At 61.8% G+C, this 21,901-nt stretch carries 18 protein-coding genes, 1 pseudogene and 2 riboswitches; of the genes and pseudogenes, 11 read left to right on the plus strand and 8 right to left on the minus strand.

All coding sequences use genetic code 11. The annotated features are described in order from the left end of the window. Positions 1 to 55 precede the first annotated feature (55 nt). Positions 56 to 778: pseudogene (locus ATO6_RS24170) on the minus strand (ArdC family protein); the annotation flags it as partial. A gap of 427 nt (positions 779 to 1,205) precedes the next feature. Here ATO6_RS24170 and ATO6_RS24175 point away from each other — a divergent pair. The 6 genes from ATO6_RS24175 to panC all read left to right on the plus strand — a co-directional run bounded on the left by ATO6_RS24175 (position 1,206) and on the right by panC (position 7,490). After that, the gene (locus ATO6_RS24175; RefSeq protein WP_028288509.1) at positions 1,206 to 1,523 is read left to right on the plus strand and encodes a Dabb family protein; all 318 of its coding nucleotides are present in this window, start codon (positions 1,206 to 1,208) and stop codon (positions 1,521 to 1,523) included. Positions 1,524 to 2,186: 663 nt separating this feature from the next. Next, positions 2,187 to 3,239 (plus strand): quinolinate synthase NadA, encoded by a 1,053-nt coding sequence (nadA, locus tag ATO6_RS24180; RefSeq protein ID WP_028288508.1) that lies wholly within the window; start codon positions 2,187 to 2,189, stop codon positions 3,237 to 3,239. A gap of 4 nt (positions 3,240 to 3,243) precedes the next feature. After that, entirely contained in the window at positions 3,244 to 4,797 is a 1,554-nt protein-coding gene (locus ATO6_RS24185) for an L-aspartate oxidase (RefSeq protein ID WP_088626493.1), read from the plus strand. Then, a complete protein-coding gene (nadC, locus tag ATO6_RS24190; protein WP_036562970.1) occupies positions 4,794 to 5,654 on the plus strand; it encodes a carboxylating nicotinate-nucleotide diphosphorylase in 861 nt (286 codons plus the stop codon). Before ATO6_RS24185 ends, nadC begins: the two co-directional genes overlap by 4 nt. Before the next feature lie 124 nt (positions 5,655 to 5,778). Beyond that, positions 5,779 to 6,606: a 3-methyl-2-oxobutanoate hydroxymethyltransferase gene (gene panB / locus ATO6_RS24195; protein WP_088626494.1), complete on the plus strand. Its 828-nt coding sequence runs from the start codon at positions 5,779 to 5,781 to the stop codon at positions 6,604 to 6,606. Next, positions 6,603 to 7,490 carry a pantoate--beta-alanine ligase gene (gene panC, locus ATO6_RS24200; RefSeq protein WP_036562975.1) on the plus strand — a complete coding sequence of 296 codons (888 nt, stop codon included), beginning with the start codon at positions 6,603 to 6,605 and terminating at the stop codon, positions 7,488 to 7,490. The genes panB and panC overlap by 4 nt, the downstream gene beginning before the upstream one ends. Before the next feature lie 16 nt (positions 7,491 to 7,506). On the opposite strand, the gene ATO6_RS24205 is transcribed toward panC, so the two are convergent. Then, positions 7,507 to 8,658, minus strand: coding sequence for an HPP family protein (locus tag ATO6_RS24205; protein WP_036562978.1), 1,152 nt, complete (start codon positions 8,656 to 8,658; stop codon positions 7,507 to 7,509). Positions 8,659 to 8,757: 99 nt separating this feature from the next. Continuing rightward, a riboswitch (TPP riboswitch) is annotated at positions 8,758 to 8,874 on the plus strand. Positions 8,875 to 8,908: 34 nt separating this feature from the next. On the opposite strand from ATO6_RS24205, the gene ATO6_RS24210 reads away from it, so the two are divergent. Both ATO6_RS24210 and thiD read left to right on the plus strand, forming a co-directional pair. Then, positions 8,909 to 9,358 carry an NUDIX hydrolase gene (locus tag ATO6_RS24210; RefSeq protein WP_036562981.1) on the plus strand — a complete coding sequence of 150 codons (450 nt, stop codon included), beginning with the start codon at positions 8,909 to 8,911 and terminating at the stop codon, positions 9,356 to 9,358. Beyond that, a complete protein-coding gene (thiD, locus tag ATO6_RS24215) occupies positions 9,355 to 10,161 on the plus strand; it encodes a bifunctional hydroxymethylpyrimidine kinase/phosphomethylpyrimidine kinase (protein ID WP_036562985.1) in 807 nt (268 codons plus the stop codon). Before ATO6_RS24210 ends, thiD begins: the two co-directional genes overlap by 4 nt. On the opposite strand, the gene thiE is transcribed toward thiD, so the two are convergent. The 3 genes from thiE to thiC are packed head-to-tail and all read right to left on the minus strand — an operon-like array spanning position 10,150 to position 13,387. Beyond that, positions 10,150 to 10,788 carry a thiamine phosphate synthase gene (thiE, locus tag ATO6_RS24220; RefSeq protein ID WP_088626495.1) on the minus strand — a complete coding sequence of 213 codons (639 nt, stop codon included), beginning with the start codon at positions 10,786 to 10,788 and terminating at the stop codon, positions 10,150 to 10,152. The genes thiD and thiE overlap by 12 nt on opposite strands. Beyond that, positions 10,785 to 11,588, minus strand: a complete 804-nt coding sequence (gene thiM, locus ATO6_RS24225) for a hydroxyethylthiazole kinase (protein WP_036562991.1) — start codon at positions 11,586 to 11,588, stop codon at positions 10,785 to 10,787. Before thiM ends, thiE begins: the two co-directional genes overlap by 4 nt. Continuing rightward, positions 11,585 to 13,387 carry a phosphomethylpyrimidine synthase ThiC gene (thiC, locus tag ATO6_RS24230; protein ID WP_088626496.1) on the minus strand — a complete coding sequence of 601 codons (1,803 nt, stop codon included), beginning with the start codon at positions 13,385 to 13,387 and terminating at the stop codon, positions 11,585 to 11,587. The genes thiM and thiC overlap by 4 nt, the downstream gene beginning before the upstream one ends. Before the next feature lie 98 nt (positions 13,388 to 13,485). Continuing rightward, a riboswitch (TPP riboswitch) is annotated at positions 13,486 to 13,604 on the minus strand. 239 nt (positions 13,605 to 13,843) lie between these two features. Between thiC and ATO6_RS24235 the strand changes: the two genes are divergently transcribed. Further along, positions 13,844 to 14,821 (plus strand): ATP-grasp domain-containing protein, encoded by a 978-nt coding sequence (locus tag ATO6_RS24235; RefSeq protein WP_217899063.1) that lies wholly within the window; start codon positions 13,844 to 13,846, stop codon positions 14,819 to 14,821. Here the strand turns inward: ATO6_RS24235 and ATO6_RS24240 are convergent. Next, positions 14,777 to 16,228 (minus strand): hypothetical protein, encoded by a 1,452-nt coding sequence (locus tag ATO6_RS24240; RefSeq protein ID WP_141102076.1) that lies wholly within the window; start codon positions 16,226 to 16,228, stop codon positions 14,777 to 14,779. The two genes, ATO6_RS24235 and ATO6_RS24240, sit on opposite strands and share 45 nt — an antisense overlap. Positions 16,229 to 16,790: 562 nt before the next feature. On the opposite strand from ATO6_RS24240, the gene ATO6_RS24250 reads away from it, so the two are divergent. Together ATO6_RS24250 and ATO6_RS24255 are read left to right on the plus strand one after the other, a co-directional pair. Beyond that, positions 16,791 to 18,065 (plus strand): Swt1 family HEPN domain-containing protein, encoded by a 1,275-nt coding sequence (locus tag ATO6_RS24250; RefSeq protein WP_088626500.1) that lies wholly within the window; start codon positions 16,791 to 16,793, stop codon positions 18,063 to 18,065. A gap of 191 nt (positions 18,066 to 18,256) precedes the next feature. Continuing rightward, positions 18,257 to 18,748 (plus strand): NADAR family protein, encoded by a 492-nt coding sequence (locus ATO6_RS24255; protein WP_088626501.1) that lies wholly within the window; start codon positions 18,257 to 18,259, stop codon positions 18,746 to 18,748. Positions 18,749 to 18,765: 17 nt separating this feature from the next. On the opposite strand, the gene ATO6_RS24260 is transcribed toward ATO6_RS24255, so the two are convergent. Both ATO6_RS24260 and ATO6_RS24905 read right to left on the minus strand, forming a co-directional pair. Continuing rightward, a complete protein-coding gene (locus ATO6_RS24260) occupies positions 18,766 to 19,701 on the minus strand; it encodes a PfkB family carbohydrate kinase (protein WP_217899064.1) in 936 nt (311 codons plus the stop codon). Positions 19,702 to 19,703: 2 nt separating this feature from the next. After that, the gene (locus ATO6_RS24905) at positions 19,704 to 21,155 is read right to left on the minus strand and encodes an HAD hydrolase family protein (protein ID WP_217899065.1); all 1,452 of its coding nucleotides are present in this window, start codon (positions 21,153 to 21,155) and stop codon (positions 19,704 to 19,706) included. Positions 21,156 to 21,901: the final 746 nt, after the last annotated feature.

Genomic DNA, 21,901 nt, shown 5'->3' on the forward strand with positions numbered 1-21,901 from the left:
ACGCCTGTCACCCATCCTACGGCAAGGTGGCATGCGGTGCAGACTGTCAAGATAAGGCCACAATCTCTTCCCGTGCGTAGGCGGTGTTGCCGAACCGCGCATCGCCATAGCTGCGGTTTAACCGATGCCGGGGTTTCGTCCAGTGGCCCAGCTCATGACCCCAGACGGCGTAGAAATTCCGCGGGTTCTCGAAGAGCTCGATCGGGGGCATGTAAATCTTGTCGAGATTCGGGACGTAACATGCTTCCCGACCAGAGAAGCTGACATTGGCACCGATTGCCTCGAAGAAGCTCTGCATATGCGGGATCGGTGCGCGTTCGGGATGAACTTCCGGTTCGGCCGCAGCGGGATGGAAGCGAGGGTCCAACCCCTCGATCTGATCGGCGTTGAAGACGCGGTAGGATTTCATGAAGGGGATGGTTTTGGGATCTTCGGTTTCCGCCTGGTCGCCGTGGGCGCTTTCGGCCTGCTCGCGCTCGGCCGTCCCGTAGTAGACGACCACCGACGATTTCGAGCCCTTGATGACTTTCGCATCGAGCTCGTTCGCCTGCCTCAACGTCATCCAGTAAGGCGAGGCGTATCCGGCCATCATGGTGCGCATAGTCAACAGGAAGTTATTGACGCCCTGGTAGGGTTCGCCGTTCAGGCGGAGCGGCACGGAACTGCCGCCGACCGTCCATGGCTTGCGCCAGGGCAGCACGCCCCGGTCAATGATGTCGATGAGTTCGTTGGTGATCGACGCTGCAGCGTCGAACTTGCGTTTGCTAGACTTGGACATGAAATATCTCCGATGTTTGGGGAGCGTGCGGCAGCCGCGCGCGGATCGGACAAGGGTGGTGAGCGACGCCGCGCGGGGGTACGGGTGCTGTCCGCATTCCCGCCAGACCCATCACTCCACCTCCGGATCCGACTTTCTCAAGGCCTGCTTTGACTTTCCGGAACCCGGTCATCCCGTGGTTGGATCGACCGTCAGAACGCGGACCGCCCGCCAGGAACCCGTCCTGATGCACCAACAGGAAGCCTTTCAGTGCGACGTAAGCGCTTCCCGCACACTTCGGCGGTGTCTCAGGGCAAAACCTGCTGATGGCGGGCAGATCGGGTTGCGGTGTCGGGCCGAAACCTTAGAAGGGCAGACGCGCGGGGCGCGTGCTATCTCGCGTGCGGCCCGGAACCGCTTCCCACCCTTAAACTCCCGGAGTATTTCAATGATCCGCCATGTAGTATTCTTCACTGTCCCAATCGACGGCAACCTCGACGCGGTTCGGAAGGGATTGCAGATCCTGACGCGGATTCCCCATGCGAAGCACCTCGAGATCGCTCTGAACCGAAAGACGGATCCGGCCAGCAAGGAAGTCGATGTTGTCGTCTACGGAGAGTTCGTGGATGACGCGGCGCTGGCCGCCTACAAGGCGCACGAGATCTACGCCGAATCCATCCGGCGCGTGAAACCCCTCCGCGAGATGCGCTTCGCGGTGGACTACGACACCTCTCAGGCCTTCGTAACGGCCGATGAAGAGGCCTGACCCCTCGAGGGTACCAGTAGAGGCCAAATCGGACGCTCACCGCCTCCTGCTGCGCGACGATTGGGCAGGCACCGAGATGCGGTTCACCGCACCTCGCGAGTTTATCTACGCCGACCATGTTGACGAGATGCCACGGGCCTTGGACCGCATGGAACGCGTGCGGACCGCGGGCCAATGGTGCGCGGGCTACGTGAGCTACGAGACAGGCTGTGGCCTTGATCCGCGCAATACAGTCCCTGCGCGCTGGAGGGACGTCCGCGTGACATCGACTGCGGGGCCATCGAATTCATAGATCCTTCTGGCCTGGTGCGCGGCAATGTCTCCATCCGTCCGCAACCTCGCCTTCCAAAAGGGCGATGAGGCCATTTTCAAAGTGTGAGGCGGCATCCTGTTCGATTCCGAGGTTCGCTCGGAATACGACGAATGCCTGCTGAAAGCCCGCTTCGCCTCTGGACCGGATCCAAAGTCTTGCCTGCGCACCGACGTCTGAGCCCATAATCGTATGACGGTGGCTTTCGGCACATGTTAGCGTGCGTCATTCAAATAAGACACCCCGCACACTTGCCCTTAGGTAAGTCGACCCGTAAACACCTCCCAGCCGACACCACCCGCGTGCGGTCGCGCCCTCCGCGGCGGCCCGAAATAACCTCAGGAACTCCGCTCTTGCTCGACCAGATCGCGCTGCGCGCCGAACTCGCCGATCACTACGATCTCGCCCCTTCAACCGACATCGCGCTGGCAAATGCTGACATTTTTGCCCGGATGGACCGTGTCGTGACGCCCCCCGACTGGGCGATCTATGCGCCCTATGTCGCGGCGATCAACAAGCTCAAGAAAGAGCGGAACGCCGTCATTCTGGCGCATAACTACATGACGCCGGAGATTTACCACGGCATCGCAGATGTGGTTGGTGACAGCCTGCAACTGGCGATCGAGGCGACCAAGGTCGAAGTCGATGTGATCGTCCAGTGCGGTGTGCATTTCATGGCCGAGACGTCCAAGATCCTGAACCCCTCCAAGACGGTGCTGATCCCCGACATGGAAGCGGGATGTTCGCTGGCCGAAAGCATCACCGCCGAGGGCATCGCCCAGATGCGCGCGCAGTACCCCGGTGCGCCCGTTGTCACCTATGTGAACACAACGGCCGAAGTGAAGGCCGCGTCCGACATCTGCTGTACCTCTTCCAACGCGGTGCAGATCGTGCGCGGGCTGGACAGCGACACGGTCATCATGACGCCCGACAAATATCTGGCACAGAACATCGCCAATCTTGTGCCGGAAAAGAACATTGTCTGGTGGGACGGGGCCTGCATCGTGCACGAACAATACACCGCACAGGACCTGAAGGATTTCCGCGAATGGAACCCCGGCACGCGCATCATCGCGCATCCCGAATGCCCGCCTGACGTGGTGGCCGAGGCGGATTTTTCCGGCTCGACCAGCGGGATCATCGACTATGTGACGCAGCAACGGCCGGAAAAGGCGATGCTGGTGACCGAATGCTCCATGGCCTCCAACATCTCGGACGCGCTGCCGGATGTCGATTTCGTCGGCCCGTGCAACATGTGCCCCTACATGAAGAAGATCACGCTGGAAAAGGTGCTGTGGTCGCTCCACACGATGGAAGGCGCGGTCGAGATTGACCCACAGGTCGCCGACAAGGCCCGTGTTGCCGTGCAGCGCATGATCGACCTCTCTGCCAAGATGGCCGGCTAGGGCGATGTCCCCGATCGAAACGGGTCGCGTCATTATCGTGGGCGCAGGGCTAGCGGCGCAATATGCCGCGCTGAAACTGGCCCCGCGTCCCGTGCTGATGATCTCTCCCGAGGCATTGGGAACCGGCGCCTCCTCGGCCTGGGCGCAGGGCGGCGTGGCGGCGGCGATGGACCCGGCGGACAGCGCCGATGCCCATGCCCGCGATACCGTCACTGCCGGTGCGGGCACCGTCGATCCGGGCGTGGCGGCGTCGGTCACAGCCGAGGCGCGCGATCACATCCTTGACCTGATCGGTCTGGGCACCCCCTTTGATCGCACCGCAAACGGCGGCTATGTGCTGTCGCGCGAGGCGGCGCATAGTTTCGCCCGTGTAGTGCGTGTGCAGGGCGATCAGGCCGGGGCCGAGATCATGCGCGCCCTGACGGCACAGGTGCGCGAATCCGACCATATCCAAGTGCTCGAAGGCGTGATGGCCACGGGGCTTGAGGTCTCGGGCGGCCGTGTCACCGGCCTGGCCGTCGCCCACTGTGATCAGGGGCAAAGCGCCAGCGTCACCCTGCGCGGCACCGCCGTGTTGCTGGCCGGGGGCGGATCGGGCGGGCTTTATGCCCTCACGACCAACCCGCCGCGCATTCGGGGTCAGGTGATCGGCATGGCCGCCCGCGCGGGCGCGCAGATCGCCGACGCGGAATTCGTGCAGTTCCACCCGACGGCCATGGCCTGCGGGCTGGACCCTGCCCCGCTGGCGACCGAGGCATTGCGCGGCGAAGGGGCCACGCTGGTCAACCGACGGGGCGAGCGCTTCATGCTGGACGCTCACCCCGACGCCGAACTGGCCCCGCGCGACATCGTCGCCCGCGCAGTCTATGCCCAGACGCAGACAGGGCTGGCCCCGGCACTGGACACCCGCACCGCCCTTGGCGCAAAGATCCTCAGCGATTTCCCAGCCGTCGCCGCCGCCTGCCAGCAGGCCGGGCTGGACCCGGTGACCCAAGTGATCCCCGTGGCCGCCGCCGCGCATTACCACATGGGCGGCGTGGCGACGGATGCAGACGGGGCCAGCACCCTGCCCGGCCTTTGGGCCTGTGGAGAGGTCGCCTCGACCGGGTTGCATGGCGCGAACCGTCTGGCCTCGAACGGGCTGCTCGAGGCGCTGGTCTATGGCCGCCGCTGTGCGCTGGCGATCGACGCGGCCCTGCCCGCGCCCACGGTTGCCGCACCCGTCACCCTGCCCGACCTTCCCGCCGCCGAAACGCCCGACCCCGCGCTGGTCGCCCGGCTGCGACAGGCGATGACCGATGGCGCGGGCGTGATCCGTACCGCAGATGGCCTGAACCGGACGCTGACCGAGATCGCCGCGATCGAAGCCGCGCAGCCCGCTTGCGACGCGCTTCTCAACATGACGGCCACCGCCACGCTGTTGCGCCGCGAAAGCCGGGGCGCGCATTTCCGGTCGGACTTTCCCCACCCCGATGGCGCAACCGGCATACGGTCGCTGATGACCCTGACCGACGCGTTGGCGATCCGCGCGACCATGACCCGAAAGGAACCGGCATGAACCAGAGCGCAACAATGCCCCCCCTGCCCGACCTGATCCTTGAACCGCTGGTCCGCGCCGCGCTGATCGAGGATCTGGGCACCTACGGCGACATCACCACCCGCACCGTCATTCCTGCCGGCACCACCTATGCCGCGCGGCTGAATGCCCGCGAACCGGGCGTGGTTTCGGGTCTGCAAATGACCGCGCTTGCGTTCCGGCTGGTCGATCCCGCGCTGCAGATCACCACGCACAAGGTCGATGGCGACGTGATCGCGCCGGGCGACCTGCTGATGGAGATCACGGGCGACGCGGCCTCGATCCTGTCGGGCGAACGGGTCGCGCTGAACTTTGCCGGGCGCATGTCCGGCATCGCCACGCTGACCGCCGCCTTCGTGGCCGAAACGCGCGGCACCGACGCCCGCGTGACCTGCACCCGAAAGACGACCCCCGGCCTGCGTATCGTGGAAAAACAGGCCGTTCTGCATGGCGGCGGGTTCAACCATCGCTTCGGCCTGTCCGACGCGATCCTGATCAAGGACAACCACATCGCGGCCGCCGGTGGCATCCGCCCCGTGCTGCAATCGGTCAAGGCGCGGGCATCCCACATGATCCGCTGCGAGATCGAGGTCGACCGCCTGGACCAGCTGGCCGAGGTCCTGGACGAGGGTGGCGCAGACGTTGTTCTGCTGGACAACATGGACACGTCAATGCTGGCGAAGGCGGTGGACATGACCGCCCGTCAGGTGGTGCTGGAGGCCTCGGGCAACATGAAGCTGGACCGCATCGCCGAGGTCGCGGCGACGGGCGTGGACTATATTTCCTCTGGCGCACTGACCCATTCGGCGCAGGTCCTGGACCTTGGGCTGGACTTCTGAATCGGCAATCTACCGCGCACAGATATGACTTTTTCGTATATACAAACGCAATATTATTGCGCTGCACTTGCGAAAAGAGCCCCAAGCAGGTATCCCCTCGGAAGCCTGTCTGAGGAGGACCGACATGAGCCAATCCGCCCCGCAACGCAGCCTGACCGCGTCCGACATTCGTGCGCGCAAGGGGGCCGATCCGCTGGTCTGCCTGACGGCCTATACGACCCCCGTGGCCCAGCTGGCAGATGCGGACTGTGATCTGGTTCTGGTCGGTGACAGCGTCGGCATGGTGCTGCACGGGCTGCCCTCGACCCTTGATGTCACGATGGAGATGATGGTCATGCACGGCCGCGCCGTCGCCCGCGGGCTGAACCGCGCGCTGATGGTCGTCGACATGCCCTTTGGCAGTTACGAGGAAAGCCCGGCCCAGGCCTTCCGCAACGCCGCGCGGCTGATGGCCGAAACCGGGGCCGGTGCGGTCAAGCTGGAAGGTGGCGCGCATATGGAAGACACGATCCGTTTCATCGTCGAACGCGGCATCCCGGTCATGGCGCATATCGGTCTGACACCTCAGGCGGTGAACGCGCTTGGCGGCTACAAGGTGCAGGGGCGCTGCGCGGATGCGGACCGGATCCTGGAAGACGCCCGTGCGGTGACCCGCGCCGGGGCGTTCTCGGTCGTGCTGGAAAAGGTGCCCGCCGCTCTGGCGGATCAGATCACCGCGGGTATCGACATTCCCACGGTCGGCATCGGGGCCTCTTCAGGCTGTGACGGACAGATCCTGGTGATCGACGACATGCTGGGCCTTTTCGATGCCTTCAAGCCGAAGTTCGTCAAGCGCTATGGCGATCTTGCCAGCGACGCCCGCACCGCCATCCGCACCTACGCCCAGGAGGTTCGCGCACGCAGCTTCCCGGCCCCCGAACATGTCTTTTCGCAGGAGGAACCAGGCACATGAAGATCATCCGCACCAAGGCCGAGCTGCGCGCCCTCACGCAAAGCTGGCGTCGCGCCGGGGACAGCATCGGCGTGGTGCCGACCATGGGCGCGCTGCATGCCGGTCATCTGAGCCTGGTCGACCGCGCCTGCGACGAGAATGACCGCGTGATCGTGACGCTTTTCGTGAACCCCAGGCAGTTCAACAGCCCCGAGGATCTTGCGAAATACCCCCGGACCGAAGACAGCGATGCCGAAAAGCTGACGCCCTATGGCGCGGATGTCCTTTATGTGCCCGACGGCCCGCAGATGTATCCCGACGGCTTTGCCACGACGATTTCGGTGACCGGTGTCAGCGCGGGCCTGTGCGGCGGGGCGCGGCCCGGGCATTTCGACGGCGTGGCCACGGTGGTGACCAAGCTTTTCCTGCAATGCGATGCCGACCGCGCGTATTTCGGTGAAAAGGATTACCAGCAACTTCAGGTGGTGATCCGGCTGGCCGAGGATCTGGATCTGAAGACCGAGATCGTCGGCTGTCCGACCGTGCGCGAGGACGACGGCCTCGCCATGTCGTCGCGCAACCTCCGGCTCGGGCCCGGGCCACGCGAAATTGCGCCGGTGATCGCCCAGGTCCTGGACGACGCCGCGCGTGTCATCTCCCGCGGCGGACAAGTCGCGCAGGCCCTCGATAACGCCAGGGCGGCGCTGCTCACTGCCGGGTTCGACACGATCGACTACCTGGAGTTGCGCAGCGATCCCGACCTCAAGCTGATGAACAGGGCAGACCGCCCCGGTCGCCTCTTCCTGGCCGCCTGGCTCGATGGCGTGCGCCTGATCGACAATGTCCCTGTCGCGGGTCTCGCAAGCGTCCCGGCGCCCGAAGATCACCCGCTCGAGCCGGCCTGACCCGGGCCGCCGCCTCTCAGTCCTGGGCTCGCAAACCGGACCGCGCGAGGGCGGCGATGAGATCCGTCCTGGTGACGATGCCGACGATCCGGCCCTTTTCAAGGACCGGCACCGCATCGACATCACCATCGGCCATCATCGGCAGGAGCACTCCGACCGGAGTCGCCGGTACCGCCCGAGGCCCGGCGACGCTCATGATGTCCTTGGCTCGGACCGGCTGCGTACGATCCTGGTCGATCAGGCGCCGAAACGCCGCGAGATAGCCACGGTCGAGCCGAAGCGCATCCTCGCGCGCTCGGTCGATCAGGTGAATCTGGAAGATCACGCCAAGATAATGCCCCTCGACCCCGGTCACCGGAAGCGATGTGAAGCGATGATGTCTGAACAGGTCCGCAATCTTTGACAGCGGAGTGTCTGGGCCAATGGTCACCAGATTACGCGACATGACGTCGGTCGCGAGAAGCGGACCTGTCCGGTGCGCGGCGGCCTGCAACTCGGCCGCGCCGATCAACCGCGCCAGGTCTTCGACACCCAGATTGAACGACTGGCGATACCGGTCCAGCAGCTCTTTCAGTTCTTCTCGGGACAGCCCGATGCGCTTGGCGGGATCGGGATCTTCGGTGCGGTGGCGACTTGGCTCATCGAACTGGCGGAATGGATATCTGCGCCCCGTGAGCCGGGCGTAGATCGCAGCACAGACGACCAGCGCGAGGGTGCCTGTGGCGACGGGCGCGATCGCGAACCAGAGTCCAAGTCGCTCGACCGCCTCCGGGCTCATCGCCGCTGTCATGGCGACCGCACCCGCCGGGGGATGGATCGCGCGACACAGGATGCCGACCGTAATCGTCAGCCCGACCGCAAGGGCGATCCGCAGGACAGGGTCAGCGACCGCGGAACAGACCACCACACCGACCAGTGCCGCGAGAGTGTTGCCCACCACCGCCGACCACGGCTGCGCCAACGGGCTGTTGGGCATTGCGAACAGCAGAACCGACGTCGCACCGAACGGGGCAATCAGGTAAAGGCCGAGCGTCAGGTCGACCACGGGCGACAACAGGAATGCGCCCGTCACCCCAAGCCCGATCAGGGCGCCGATCCCGGCGCGAAGGGCCTCGGCTGGCGAGGGGCGGCCAATAACCGGGCCAAGCGAACGGAACAGGGACTCCATGACTGCTGCCTTGTCTGTTTTGCCTAAAGTTTCAGCAAGCGACGGCAGGCGCAAGCACATCCGCCCGGCATTGAACCGGGCGCTCAGCCTGATAAGCTGCCGCTCACCTAGGGGTGTCCCGACAAGGGGCTGAGATATCGCTGGCGATTGCAGCGCGGTGACCCTTTGAACCTGATCCGGATCATGCCGGCGAAGGGACAGGATCGCAGCGCTCTCTTGCCCTTGCCGGCCTCAGCATGACGAGGCCGCCTTGCCATATCAACCGACAGACCCACGCCCGATCCCGGCGGCCATCGCCGTAGTCGTGCGCGACACCCAGGTGCTTCTCGTGCGTCGCGCCAATCCGCCCGATGCGGGCCTTTGGGGATTTCCCGGCGGCAGGATTGACCCGGGCGAACCCCTGTTCGACGCAGCCATCCGCGAACTGGCCGAGGAGACCGGCGTTTCCGCAGACCCGCTGCGGGTGATCACGGCGCTCGACGCCTTTGATCACGACGGCACCGGCACCTTGCGCCGCCATTTCATCCTGGTCGCCGTCCTGTGCCGCTGGACCGCCGGAGACCCGATTGCCGCAGATGACGCGCTCGAGGCCCGCTGGATCGAGATCACGGCGCTGAAGGAAGGCCACCTCGCGCTCAGCCGCGATGTGGCCGAGCTTGCGGATCACGCGGCCGCCCTGATGGCAGAGGTGCCGGCATGATCCCCAATGTTCTGAGCATTGCAGGCACCGATCCCTCGGGCGGCGCGGGTATTCAGGCCGATATCAAGACCTTCTCCGCGCTTGGCACCTATGCCTGTTCGGTCGTCATCGCCGTGGTTGCGCAGAACACCTGCGGCGTGCGGTCGTTTCAGGCGCTCGATCCCGCTTTCGTGGCCGACCAGATCGACGCGGTCTTCGACGACGTGCGCATCGACGCGGTGAAGATCGGCATGATCGCCAACGCCGGGATCGCCCGCGCGGTGTCCGACCGGCTGCGCCATCACGCGGCGCGCAACATCGTGCTGGACCCGGTGATGGTGGCGAAAAGCGGTCATGCCCTTCTGGACCCGCCGGCGGTTTCGGCACTGCGCGAGGCGCTGGTGCCTCTGGCAGCAGTCATCACACCGAACCTGCCCGAGGCCGCCGTCCTGCTGAACCGTCCCGACGACTGGACCGCCGTGACCATGACCGCCGCCCTGCCTGAACTCCTGTCTCTCGGGTCCGACTACGTTCTGCTCAAGGGCGGGCACCTGTCGGGCGCGGACAGTACCGACCTGCTGGCCGGCCCCGAAGGTACGCAGACGCTGCGCGCGCCCCGTATCACCACGACCAACGATCACGGCACGGGCTGTACCTTGTCCTCGGCCATTGCCGCGCTGTTGCCCTATCACGACATGCCCGGGGCCGTGACCCGCGCCAAGGCTTATCTGCATGCCGCGCTGGCCCAAAGCGATGCACTGGGCGTGGGTCACGGACACGGGCCGGTGCATCATTTCCACGCACTCTGGGCGTCAGACGGTTAGCGCGTCGATCCTGTCCCTCAGGGCGCGGGCGGCGGCCTTGGGGTCGGGCTGGCCGCAGATGGCAGAAACCACGGCGACGCCCTGCGCCCCGGCCTTCAGGACCTGCGCCACGTGCTCGGCCTTCAGCCCGCCGATCGCCACGGCGGGCACCGGGCTGGCCGCAACCTGCGCCGCCAGCCCGTCAAAGCCCACGGGGGCCTTGTGATCCGGCTTGGAAGGCGTGGCAAAGACCGGCCCGGCCCCGATGTAATCGACCAGCGCCGGATCGACCGATGCCGCCAGCGCCGGCGTCTCGACCGAGAAACCCAGCACCATCGTCGCACCGATCCGGGCGCGGGCCTCGGCCACGGCCATGTCGCCCTGGCCGATGTGCAGCCCGTCTGCGCCAATCGCAATGGCGGCCTCCACGTCGTCATTCACGATCAGCACCGCGCCGGTCCCCGCCAGCGCCGCCTTCAGCATGCGGCCCGTCTCGATCATCCGTTCCGTATCGGCCGCTTTGTCCCGCAGCTGCACCACCGTCGCCCCGCCCGCCACAGCGGCGCGGGCCGTGGCGATCACGCCGACCCCGGCGCAGAGGCCGGGATCGAGCACGAGGTAAAGCGAGAGGTCGGGGCAACACCTCACGCGAGCACCGCCGCATCGCGGATCGCCGCCCGCGCCAGCGCCTCCGGCGTGACCGCAGCCAGAGCATCGAGGAACAGTGGCGCAAAGCTTCCCGGCCCTGCCGCGCCTTCACCCGCCTTCGCCCCGGCTACGGCGAAATGCGCCAGCGCCGCGACGGTGGCGTCAAAGGCGTCGTCGGCCACCGCAGCATAGGCCCCGCAAAGGCAGGTCAGCGAACAGCCCAGGGCGGTGTTCATCGGCATGAAAGGCGAACCACCCTCGACCCGCACTGCGCGGGTGCCGTCGGTGACATAATCGACCTCGCCCGTCACCGCGACAACCGCACCGCTGGAGCGCGCCAGCCGACGCGCCCCCTCTTCCGCCGCCGCGACTGGATCACGCCCGTCGACGCCCTGCCCCCGGCTGGCTTCCCCGGCGAGCGACAGGATTTCCGAGGCATTGCCCCGGATGATCGTCGGGCGTTCGGCCACCAGCGCCTGCACGACCTCGCGCCGATAGGCCGTCGCCTGGCAGGCCACCGGATCCAGCACCCAGGGCCGCCCCGCGCCCCGCGCCCCCCGGATCGCTGCCTGCATTCCGGCGACGAAGGGCGGCGACAGGGTGCCGATGTTCACGGTCACGGCTCCGGCAATCCCGGCGAATTCCTCGGCCTCTTCCACGTCCGAAACCATGGCGGGGCTGGCCCCCGCTGCAAGCATCACATTTGCGGCGATGTTCATGGCGACGTAGTTGGTGACGCACTGCACCAGCGGCGGCGTGGCGCGCAGCGCGGTCAGAAGGGTGTTCGGTGCCTGGCTCATGCCTTGTCCTCCAGTGGGATATAAAGCGCTCCGCCGTCGCGGAATTTCTCGGCCATGCGCGCCATGCCGTCCTTCTGCGCTTCGGCGCGGATATCGTGAGAAATCCGCATGGAGCAGAATTTCGGCCCGCACATGGAGCAGAAATGCGCGACCTTATGGGCCTCCTTCGGCAGGGTTTCGTCATGCATCGAACGCGCAGTTTCGGGATCGAGCGAAAGGTTGAACTGGTCTTCCCACCTGAATTCGAACCGCGCGCGGCTGAGCGCGTCGTCGCGGATCTGCGCCGCCGGATGCCCCTTGGCCAGGTCCGCCGCATGGGCCGCGATCTTGTAGGTGATGACCCCCACCTTCACGTCGTCGCGGTCGGGCAGGCCGAGGTGTTCTTTGGGGGTGACGTAGCAGAGCATCGCGGTGCCGAACCAGCCGATCATCGCAGCACCTATGCCGCTGGTGATATGATCGTAGCCCGGTGCAATGTCTGTGGTGAGTGGCCCGAGCGTGTAGAACGGCGCCTCGCCGCAGACCTCCAACTGCTTGTCCATGTTGGCCTTGATCTTGTGCATGGGCACGTGCCCCGGCCCCTCGATCATCACCTGGCAATCCCGCGCCCAGGCGATCTGCGTCAGCTCTCCGAGGGTTTCGAGCTCCGCGAACTGCGCCTCGTCATTGGCATCTGCGATGGAACCGGGCCGCAGCCCGTCGCCGAGGCTGAAAGACACGTCGTAGGCGCGCGCGATGTCGCAGATCTCGTCGAAATGCTCGTACAGGAAGCTTTCGCGGTGATGGTGCAGGCACCACTTCGCCATGATCGAGCCCCCGCGCGACACGATCCCCGTCACCCGGTTCACCGTCATCGGGATCATGTGCAGCCGTACGCCCGCATGGATGGTGAAGTAATCCACCCCCTGCTCCGCCTGTTCGATCAGCGTATCGCGGAACACCTCCCAGGTCAGGTCCTCGGCGATGCCGCCGACCTTCTCAAGCGCCTGGTAGAGCGGCACCGTCCCGATCGGGACCGGCGAGTTGCGCAGGATCCAGTCGCGGATATTGTGGATATTGCGCCCCGTGGAGAGGTCCATGACTGTATCCGCGCCCCATCTGGTGGCCCAAACCATCTTTTCCACTTCCTCGGCCATCGAGGAGGTCACGGCCGAATTGCCGATATTGGCGTTGATCTTGACGAGGAAGTTCCGGCCGATCGCCATCGGCTCGGCCTCGGGGTGGTTGATGTTGGCGGGGATGATGGCGCGGCCTTGGGCGATCTCGTCGCGCACGAACTCGGGGGTGATGAAATCCGGGATCGCCGCGCCGAAGCTTTCGCCGTCGCGCGCCTGGCCTTCGGCCTGTGCCTTGCGACCGAGGTTCTCGCGGATGGCGACGAATTCCATCTCGGGCGTGACGATGCCGGCGCGGGCATAGGCCATCTGGGTCACCGCCCGCGCTTTCATGGCGCGACGGGGCGCATTGCGAACGGGAAACTCTGGCGTTAGCCGGGCGCCTTCGGCAAATCCGTTGTCAGCCGGCTGCACATGGCGCCCGTCGTAGGTTTCGGTGTCGCCACGCGCTGCAATCCAGCCCTCGCGCAGGCGCGGCAGGCCCCGGTCGATGGCGATCGTCGCCTCCGGGTCCGTATAAGGGCCCGAACTGTCATAGACGGTGACGGACGGTTCCCCGGCCGTGGGGTGCAGGTCAATCTTGCGCATGGGCACGCGGATGTCGGGGTGACGAGTGCCCGCGTGCCAGACACGGCGCGAAGCGGGCAGCGGGCCCGTGGTGACGGTTGGGGTGAGGTCTTTCATCGGTCGTAGGCTCCATAGCTCAAAGCGTTGGAGACCCAGTTCCGCGCCGAATGGGATTGCCGGCGTGGGAATAGCCCTCCACGAAAGTGGTCGGGGCCCGCGCGGCCAGTGCACCATCCCTACGCCAGTGTGAACTGGATCAGGTTCATCGGGTCACTGCGCTGCACAGGTGCCAGCAGTATCTCAGCCTCTTGTCGAGACCCCCCGGGTGAGTGCCCGCAGGCTGTTCTGGGCGCGCGCAAATGTCAACGCACGATAAGACGGGCCATTATCGTCACCGCCGTACCCGCTTGGCAGCTACGCGTCTCGGAGTAACGATAACCGAGAATTATGGTGCCGATATCAAGCAAGGATTTGAAGGCCCTCGAGGCATGTCGTGTTGCTTTGGTCTATTCTCTTCCGCAACCGGATGACCCGGCCAACCGTTGGTATGATCGGTGGCGCACGCGGGTGATCATGAGCTACGGCGAAGCGCTGGAACGCATCGGGGCGGTTCCATGTTATTGCGACATCGACATCTTCATCGACCGGATTTCGAGCGGCAAACTGAACGATTGCGACGCAGTGATGAGCCTAAATGCAGGGGTCAGACCAGTGTCGCATTTTGCACTGGTTCCGGCGGTAGCACAGTGGTTTCGCAAGCCAATCATTCCATGCACGGCAGACACGATCATCGCGGGTGAGCGCAAGGATCTGGGGAATGCACTTGCATCTAAAGCAGGCCTGCAGGTGCCAAGGGTGTATGGCCCTCATGAATGTGCTGAGGCGCAAAGCGAGGCGCGGCTTGTGGTCAAACCGCGGGATCTGGGGGGAAGCTTTGGCCTGAAACTGGTTGAAGGCAAAATGCTTGATCCTTCAGACTTTGACGGTGGGAAAATCGTCCAAGCCTTCGTTCCTGGATATGACGTGACGGTGCCGGTTTTTGTGGATGCCAACACGAATACGCTGAATGTCGGGGACGCGACCGTTTATGTCCCGATCCAGCCCAATCCAACCGAATGGATTTATGATCGGCACGCCAAGGAGACCTATGTTGGCGGTTCCGGCGTCAGTACAGTGACGCGAAAACAGTATCCGCTCGAACCTCGGGCCGCAGATAGAATTCGTGCCTATTGCGCGACGGTGGGTGTCGATTGCTTTGCCCGAATAGACTTTCGGTTGCATGTCAACCATCTGGATCACGTTTCCCAGATCGACTTGGACGATCTTGCCTTTATCGAGATCAATCCAATGCCCACTGTCTGCGTCGGGCTCGCGTTCGTTGAAAGCATACGAAGCTGGTTGGATCGCGATGCCGAGGCGCAACACACGCTGTCTTGCGCGGGTTTGTCGGCAGACGACGACTATGACATCATCGCATACGTGCTGGGCCAAGCGCTTTTGCGGCAGTTAGGACCAGCCAAAATGGATGATCGGGACAAGGTCGGTTCGTAGGATGAAGTCGCCCCTTTGGCCTTTGTATCGACCCTGTGGGGCGGTGGTGGGCAAATTCGATTCCAAAAAACGGGCGACGGACAAACTGCCGGATAGCACGGCGCCATAATCCATAAACGCCCGCTCCCGCAGAAGCACCCGGGTGATATCGGACGCATGGCCAAGCTGTTCTTGCAAGCGCAGGATGTTCAAAAGGACTATGGCCTGGTGATACGCATAGCGCTTGTCCACATTGGCACGCTCGACGCGCACGACGATCCGTTCCAATTCCTCTTCGCGCAAGCTGTCGCCCATCATAAACCGGCACAGAAGGGCGTTGACCTCTAACCCGAACCGATGGACCGGCAGGGCGTTAAATGTTTTGGAGCGGTCGAAGAACTCCAATGCCTCTTCAAAGCGTGAATCGAGCATGGCGCCAACACCAGCATTGTTGAGTAGGCGCACCATCGAAAAAATGTTGGGGCAAACCTCGGTCGCCTCGTCGATAAGGTCCTGGAACGCGTCTGTGGTTCGGCCGGTGCTGTGCATGTCGTTCAGCAGCGCATTGTTCTTGCAATAAATCGCCATTGGAGCCTGGTTGAACCGGCGGAACGTCATCTCGGCGGTTTCCAGGCTGTGTCGCGAATACGCTGAATATCCGGCACTCAGATTCATCAGTCGCTGACAATGCGCAACCAGTAAGTCGGACCCGATTTCTGCAGCGCGTTGCATGGCCTGATCCAATGCGTCGGGCCTGTTCTCATGCAGGTAAAGATCCCAAAGCGAGAACAGAACCCAGAGCGCATTGACCGCCTTTTGCTGCCCGCTTGAAAACTTGGACGTGTCAGCCTCGCTTAACAGACTGATCGCGTCCTGAGCCAGACCGGCGGACGCGAATTTGTTGAACTCAAAATTCACCGAGCGGACAACGGCATAAGCTGCAGACAGGCTTTGTGACAGATGTTCGAAATCTGAGGGGTCGATTCCATCAAGCGAAAAATCAGCGTTAGCAACTGCGAGGGTGTTGTTTTGAACCAGCCCCTGAACGATGTCCGATAGGCTCATCACCGGCTTTTTCGGCGTGCTCGACCAAAATCGTGATGTTGATCCATAGATTTCGTGAAAGACGAAATTTTCGCTGTAGCGCGACAATTTCGAACGCAACTGATCGACGTCCTTGTCTGCCGCCAAAACGATTGTCGGCATCTTCTCTGGCTCGGCGGTCGAGTAATAGGACAGCAATTGCCCAAACCCGTCGGAGTCTATGCTGTTTTCAAAAACAAAGCCTGTCTCAATCGGTAGTCCGTCCAACCCATAAGCGTCCTTCACGGATTGTCCCAGCGACAAGAACCGCCGACGTAGCGTTTGGTACTGGATGCGGATGCCGTCGTCTTCGAATTTGTCGATGTCAAAGAATTGGTTTGCCACAGTAATCCACATCAAAAAGGAAGTTCACCTCATAGGTACTTAACTAAAGAGCATAAGCGAGATGTTTGTGATTGAGCATGTCTCTTTTTCGTAAGGAAATAATGGCCCGCTGGACGGTATGGAGGGGCCATTATCGTTACCGCTCAGGAGGCCGATTTCGGCGCGGTGACCCGCCTGTGCTGAACTGGCTGAGCGCCACCAGGTGGTTCAGTATGTCCCAGCTCGATCTTATCGCCTTGGACCACTCGCGCCGTGATGAATGCAGCCTCGGCTTTCAAGTTACTCATTCTCATGCGCTGGACTGACGTAGAAGGCTCGTGCAAAAAGACTGCATGAGAACTCGCTATTTGCCGATCTCAACAACAGCACAGAACCTAGATCAAAAATTCGAGGCTCTGATAAAAGGCGAATGCGACCGGAACTTGGCCGCAAACGAGATGGCACATGCCAAGACAGCCATCAAGGAGAAACGTGAGACGGTTTTCGGCATGGCTGAGGTATTTGGCGCGAACCGCGGCACGCTTCAGCCAGCCATAGTGCGTAGTATGGAGGGTACGGTCTAGTGGCTCGCGATCCTTTCGGAAATGACGCTCTGCGTCGGGCACTGGAGCAGGCCGAAGGGCCGCTCCAGAAGGCTCTGCGCCAGATGGAGGCCGATCCTGCTACGCGCGCCCTCATAGAGATGCAGAACGATCCTGTGCGGCAGGCGATCGAACAGCTCGAACAGTCATCGATGCTACGCGCGGCCGAGGAACTGCACAGGACAGACTTTCCAAGGCTCGCGACAGCATTGGTCGAAGCGCAGTCGGCCTTCGCGGCTTACGCGAATTCTCAGCATTGGGCTGAAACATCAGCGGCTATTGCGGCCGCCCACAGTGCAATCACGCACCCCGAAACGGTGGATGTGCTTCGACGTTTAGATGCTGATCTGAAGGGGCTTGTCACGACCGCACATCACGCAATTGTTCCGTTGGCTGAACAGTTGCAGAGTTTTTCTGCTGCGGCAGCGGCAGCGGTCCATCCTCTCCAGGAGCACTTTCAGCAAATGGAAGCGTGGCAAACGTCGCTCGCGGAAAGGATGGGGCAGCTCCAGAATCCTTGGGCTATCGAGGATCGCCTAGGTGTCTCGATGGTCGGCTTTGCCCGCATTGCTCGTCTGTATGACATTTCCAGTGGCACAGAACCGTACAATCCAGCGGTCCAGGAGGTGTTCGCAGAGGAGCTGGGGGAACCCGTTGACTTTGACGAGAACCAGACCCCGGAAGATCGAGAGACCGCAAGGATTGAAGCCGGCATGAATGCCGAGATTGTCGCCTTTCCGCCGGCCGCATACCCCCAAGTTCTGTTCTCTGCCGGGTTCCAGCTTCGTGTGGAAGCCGTCGCTATTGTGACGACGGAGAATGGCGACGAAACCGGTCGCCATGATCCACAACACGCGAGTTTTCTTGGTCAGATTGAGAACCGATTGCGTGATCTTGTACAGGCCGAGCTGTCTCGACTGGAGGGAGAGAGCTGGCTTGAGCGTAGGATCAACGGAGATTTGCGGAAGCGGTGGCGCGAAAGGAAGACTGCCGACCACGACCGCCGGGGAGACTCATACCCCCTACTATACTATGCCGACTTCATGGACCTCGCCGACATCATATGCCAGCGGAACAACTGGAACGACGCGTTCCAGAGGTATTTCAAGTCAAAATCCGATTTTCAGGTTGCGATGCAGCGGCTCGCTCCGGTGCGAAATGATATTGGGCATAACAGGCCTTTGGTCAGAGCGGACCAGATCACCCTTCTCGCCGAAGGCTATCGCATTCTAAGTGCGCTAGGAGTTCGTATGTAAACGTGGTCGACAGGATAGTTGCGCTCACTCTCGAGCAGGTCGCACCATCGAACCCTGAGATCAAGCTCCTAGTGCAAAATTGACTCACTCGCGATCAGAGTGCTGTGAGAACCTGTTTTTTGTTGGTGTTGCCTCGACGCCGCACTAGCCTCTGCTCTCAAAACCCAAACAAAACAACGAGGCAGGCAGACATGCAAGAGATCCGCTTTTACCGAGCGAATGAGCGACCCTATGGCGCTTTCAGCAACCTTTATCGTCGAGAGATTGTGTTCGAAGGCGAGCGGTTCGCTACGAGTGAACACGCCTATCAGGCCGGCAAGGCGCGAAAACCAGCTGTCAAAAAGTGGCTCATGGACGCTCCGACTCCAGCGCTACTCGCCATGGCAGCCCACGGCCTCTACTATTGGGATATTTCGCCTGGCTGGTCGAAACTGAAATTTGATCGGATGCGCGCTGTGTTGAGGGCCAAATTCACGCAACACGAGGATCTATGCGAACTCCTGCTTTCCACCGGAAAGATTCGGCTCGTCGAAAGCGCAACCGTCGATAATGCAGTCAATCGCCTATGGGGCGAGGTTGATGGAAAAGGGCAAAATATGCTCGGTGAGATGCTGATGGAATTAAGGGATGAACTTTCGAGAGACACCGCTACTCTCCCTCAATCCGGCATAGCCGCGGAGTAAGGAAAGAGCGGCGGCTCCTAAATCTCTAGGTCGTTGAGGAGGGATCGTGCGCGTGCGGGTCCGCATGTTCGAAAAAGACCTCGCGCACTCTCAAATGCACAATTCTCGGCCGCGAGCCGCTGACCAGCACGCACACCCTTCAGAACGTCATCAAATAGGTATTCTCTATCCGATTTCTCTCGACTTATTAAGCTATCGAGCAGTCCGACTGTGACCATATCGCCAGAACCGCAGGCATCCCTAAATTCTGGGGCGTCGATTGCAGGGCACCAAACGGTGCTACCCTGGTGACTTACTTCTAAGCCGTTCTTCCCGTGGGTAACAATCTGAATAGGCGGCATCGCGAGAGCATTGCTCGCGGTAGACAGATCAATTCTTTCGGATGAGACCTTTAGAACTGCGGAGACCTCGAGAGCATCCGAGAACAGGACATCATCTTCAATTGCCGATGGTTCAAAAACGACCAAAGCTCCTGCTTGCGACGCAATATGCATTGCATCGAGGATCTCTTCTGACAAGCGATCGGCAAAAAAGATCTTGCAACTTCCCACTGCGCCGCGCGCTCGATCCACTTCAGCCTTGGTGATGGGCTCATACCGGGGAAACTCTGAGTCCGTAACTGGGCATCGAAAGCTGAACTCGTGAGAAGCCGTCGATCTGTCGATCTTCTCAGCCAGGATCGGAGAGAGAAGATCAGCCATTCTGGAGATGAATTCAACTACGGCACCTGCACGAAGGAACTCTTCCACTAGCCGAGCACCTTCCGCATCCGCGCCTAGGCGCAGCACGGGCGCGACGTTGTGGCCTAGCATCGCGAGTGAGATCAGCACGTTTGCGCATGACCCGCCCAGAGCTTCATCTGTGAGCGCTCCATCCGCATACACTCGGTCAAGCACCGTGAATCCGGTTCCAGCCACATCGAGTGGTAAGGGCCTGTCGACAAATTCTCGCATGTTCACCCTTTGCACCATTCCTTAAAGCGTTCGTCGAGACCGAGGTGATCTAGGTCCAGCCTTACGCCACCGCGCTCTGTTGGCTTCAGCGCCCTCAGGATATCACACAATGCCGTTGGACCGATGCGCTTCTCTCCAAATGCCGACCAGCAACCCCCTTCTGCACCGCATACGTCTCCGACACTGACACCGTAAGGTCGTGACAGGAGAGCATTATCGTTGCCTCGCTCCGAACCGCTATCTCCAACCGAGAGTACAACCTGACCGCCTCCGACACGACGCTCGAGTTCTTCCAGCACTCTCAGCTTCGACGACGATGCTGGGATAATGTCGAAACTGTGAGCGGATGCCACTACAACAGCTCGTCCTTGCCTTACGGTCGGACATTCAAGAATATCTGCTTGGAATGATCGAGGTGAGTTGAGATCAGCCGCATTGATGGTGATTTGAAGGGGTCGATGCTTGAGAAGTTGGTTCTCGAGCAAGAGCTCGCTGCTCCGGACCCAATCCGCAACGTCCTCAAGTGCAGGATCACTTGGAGGAACATGTTCTGACTCTGTTATGTCGACGTTGGCGGATCGTATGAGACCTCCATTGTAGTACCCGATCAATACAGCATCGACGATCTCTGGCGGCAGGGCAGCACGCACGTCACGACCGAGCGATTTTCCGCGACCAGATGCAAATGCAATATCAATGCCGGCGTTGCGGAGCCTAACAAGCTCCGACACGATCTTCGGCTCAGGTGGATCGAAGCGCCCTTCGGTTGTGACAACAGTGCCATCATAGTCCAGGACTAGGCCACCGATCTCCGCCTCTGATATGCGGACAAAGTGGTCTTTCCACGCGGTAAAGAGATCGGAAGCAGATGCCTTTGTTGAGGTTGTATTTTCTAGACGTGCCAGTTTTTGGCGAACCGCAGGCGCAAGTTGCCACGCTAGGTTTCTAAGGCTTGGGTCTTCGAACATTCGCCGACCGAACTGCCCAATTCCGGGCTTTCCTGGGTCTCTGCCGACCGCCTCACCCATTGCTTCCAACCAGCCTAGACCGTCTATCAAGGCGAGTGCGATCTCCAGTCGTCCGCAAGTGTTGTAGGTCACTTCAACTGCACGCACTTCATCGGGGAGTTCAGATTTCAGGTTCGCCCAAACGTCGTGAGACGCGCTGCCGGTGATACCAAGAACCAAGGTGCGATCCTGAAGATGTTGCAACCAAGCATGACGTCCATGCGAAAAATTCCTGACGTCACTCAACTGAATTGAACAGATCGCGGACTCCCAGATCGATGTTTCCAGCAGTATTCCAAGTGGTTGAAGATTGGGATCAACCAGGGCGACCACTGTATCCCGGTCGCTCAAACCAGCAACGATATCCAAGCGTCGATCACGCTCCGGTTTTGCTCTCGCAGCGGTAATCCTTTGCGCAAGTTGATCGATGATCGAACCTGTAGACATCCCCCACTGCGAAGTCGACTCCGCGGCGCACAGGAGAGCGGAAACGGTTCCGATGAGGGAATGAGTTGCCAAATATCCATCCTTTGCGTCCGCGGAAGGGACTTCCAGAACGTGTCCGCCCGCAGACCGGACGTCTTGCGCAACGAAGCCGACTGAATTCCGTGTGCACAGAACGAGCTTTGCGCATCCGCGATCACTTGCGGCTTGCACAACTGCGGCAGCGTCGGAATTGTTCGCGCTCGCGCTAAACAGCCAAACCACAGTGTTCTCGATCGAGGCCCTCCCAAGCACGAATTCCATGGGCGTTTGGGTTGCGGTCGGTCCGTGTCCTAGGCTTGCACGGCACGCCGCGAAGTAGGATGCGGAGACGAGAGACCCGCCCGCACCTACCGCAATCGCCGGATGGTCAGCGTGTGCCTGCATGTGGTGCGTTATTGCGCTAACGTCGTGGCTTCTCGCGCAGGCGACTGTATCGCCAAGCGCATCGAGCTTCTCTGAAAACAGCGGCGTCCTCACGCGGACACGTCCTCTTTGTCCCTGTCTGGTAGTGTGCCAGGGGCAGCTGCGCTGGATGGGAAGGAAGCGTACAGTGGTCCGCAAAGGACTACGTGGACGATAGAGGCACTGTCCTCGGTTGGCATTGCTGCCGGGTCTTCGTTGGCCTGATCAGAGTCGTCGTAGATATAGCTCTTGACCGGAGACCCGACTCTCCTCCGGATTTCCGGAGAGTCCGCAGGTTGATTTCT

It is taken from the genome of Oceanicola sp. 22II-s10i (assembly GCF_002210105.1).
Lineage (GTDB): Bacteria > Pseudomonadota > Alphaproteobacteria > Rhodobacterales > Rhodobacteraceae > Pseudooceanicola.

What these genes read in the sequence shown, in the direction of transcription:
- panB (WP_088626494.1), top strand. Translation starts at nt 5,779, where the DNA reads ATGAGCCAATCCGCCCCGCAACGCAGCCTGACCGCGTCCGACATTCGT.
- ATO6_RS24255 (WP_088626501.1), top strand. Translation starts at nt 18,257, where the DNA reads ATGCAAGAGATCCGCTTTTACCGAGCGAATGAGCGACCCTATGGCGCT.
- thiD (WP_036562985.1), top strand. Translation starts at nt 9,355, where the DNA reads ATGATCCCCAATGTTCTGAGCATTGCAGGCACCGATCCCTCGGGCGGC.
- ATO6_RS24260 (WP_217899064.1), bottom strand. Translation starts at nt 19,701, where the DNA reads ATGCGAGAATTTGTCGACAGGCCCTTACCACTCGATGTGGCTGGAACC.
- thiM (WP_036562991.1), bottom strand. Translation starts at nt 11,588, where the DNA reads ATGAGCCAGGCACCGAACACCCTTCTGACCGCGCTGCGCGCCACGCCG.
- panC (WP_036562975.1), top strand. Translation starts at nt 6,603, where the DNA reads ATGAAGATCATCCGCACCAAGGCCGAGCTGCGCGCCCTCACGCAAAGC.
- ATO6_RS24235 (WP_217899063.1), top strand. Translation starts at nt 13,844, where the DNA reads ATGAGCTACGGCGAAGCGCTGGAACGCATCGGGGCGGTTCCATGTTAT.
- ATO6_RS24175 (WP_028288509.1), top strand. Translation starts at nt 1,206, where the DNA reads ATGATCCGCCATGTAGTATTCTTCACTGTCCCAATCGACGGCAACCTC.
- ATO6_RS24185 (WP_088626493.1), top strand. Translation starts at nt 3,244, where the DNA reads ATGTCCCCGATCGAAACGGGTCGCGTCATTATCGTGGGCGCAGGGCTA.
- thiC (WP_088626496.1), bottom strand. Translation starts at nt 13,387, where the DNA reads ATGAAAGACCTCACCCCAACCGTCACCACGGGCCCGCTGCCCGCTTCG.
- ATO6_RS24905 (WP_217899065.1), bottom strand. Translation starts at nt 21,155, where the DNA reads ATGTCTACAGGTTCGATCATCGATCAACTTGCGCAAAGGATTACCGCT.
- nadC (WP_036562970.1), top strand. Translation starts at nt 4,794, where the DNA reads ATGAACCAGAGCGCAACAATGCCCCCCCTGCCCGACCTGATCCTTGAA.
- ATO6_RS24205 (WP_036562978.1), bottom strand. Translation starts at nt 8,658, where the DNA reads ATGGAGTCCCTGTTCCGTTCGCTTGGCCCGGTTATTGGCCGCCCCTCG.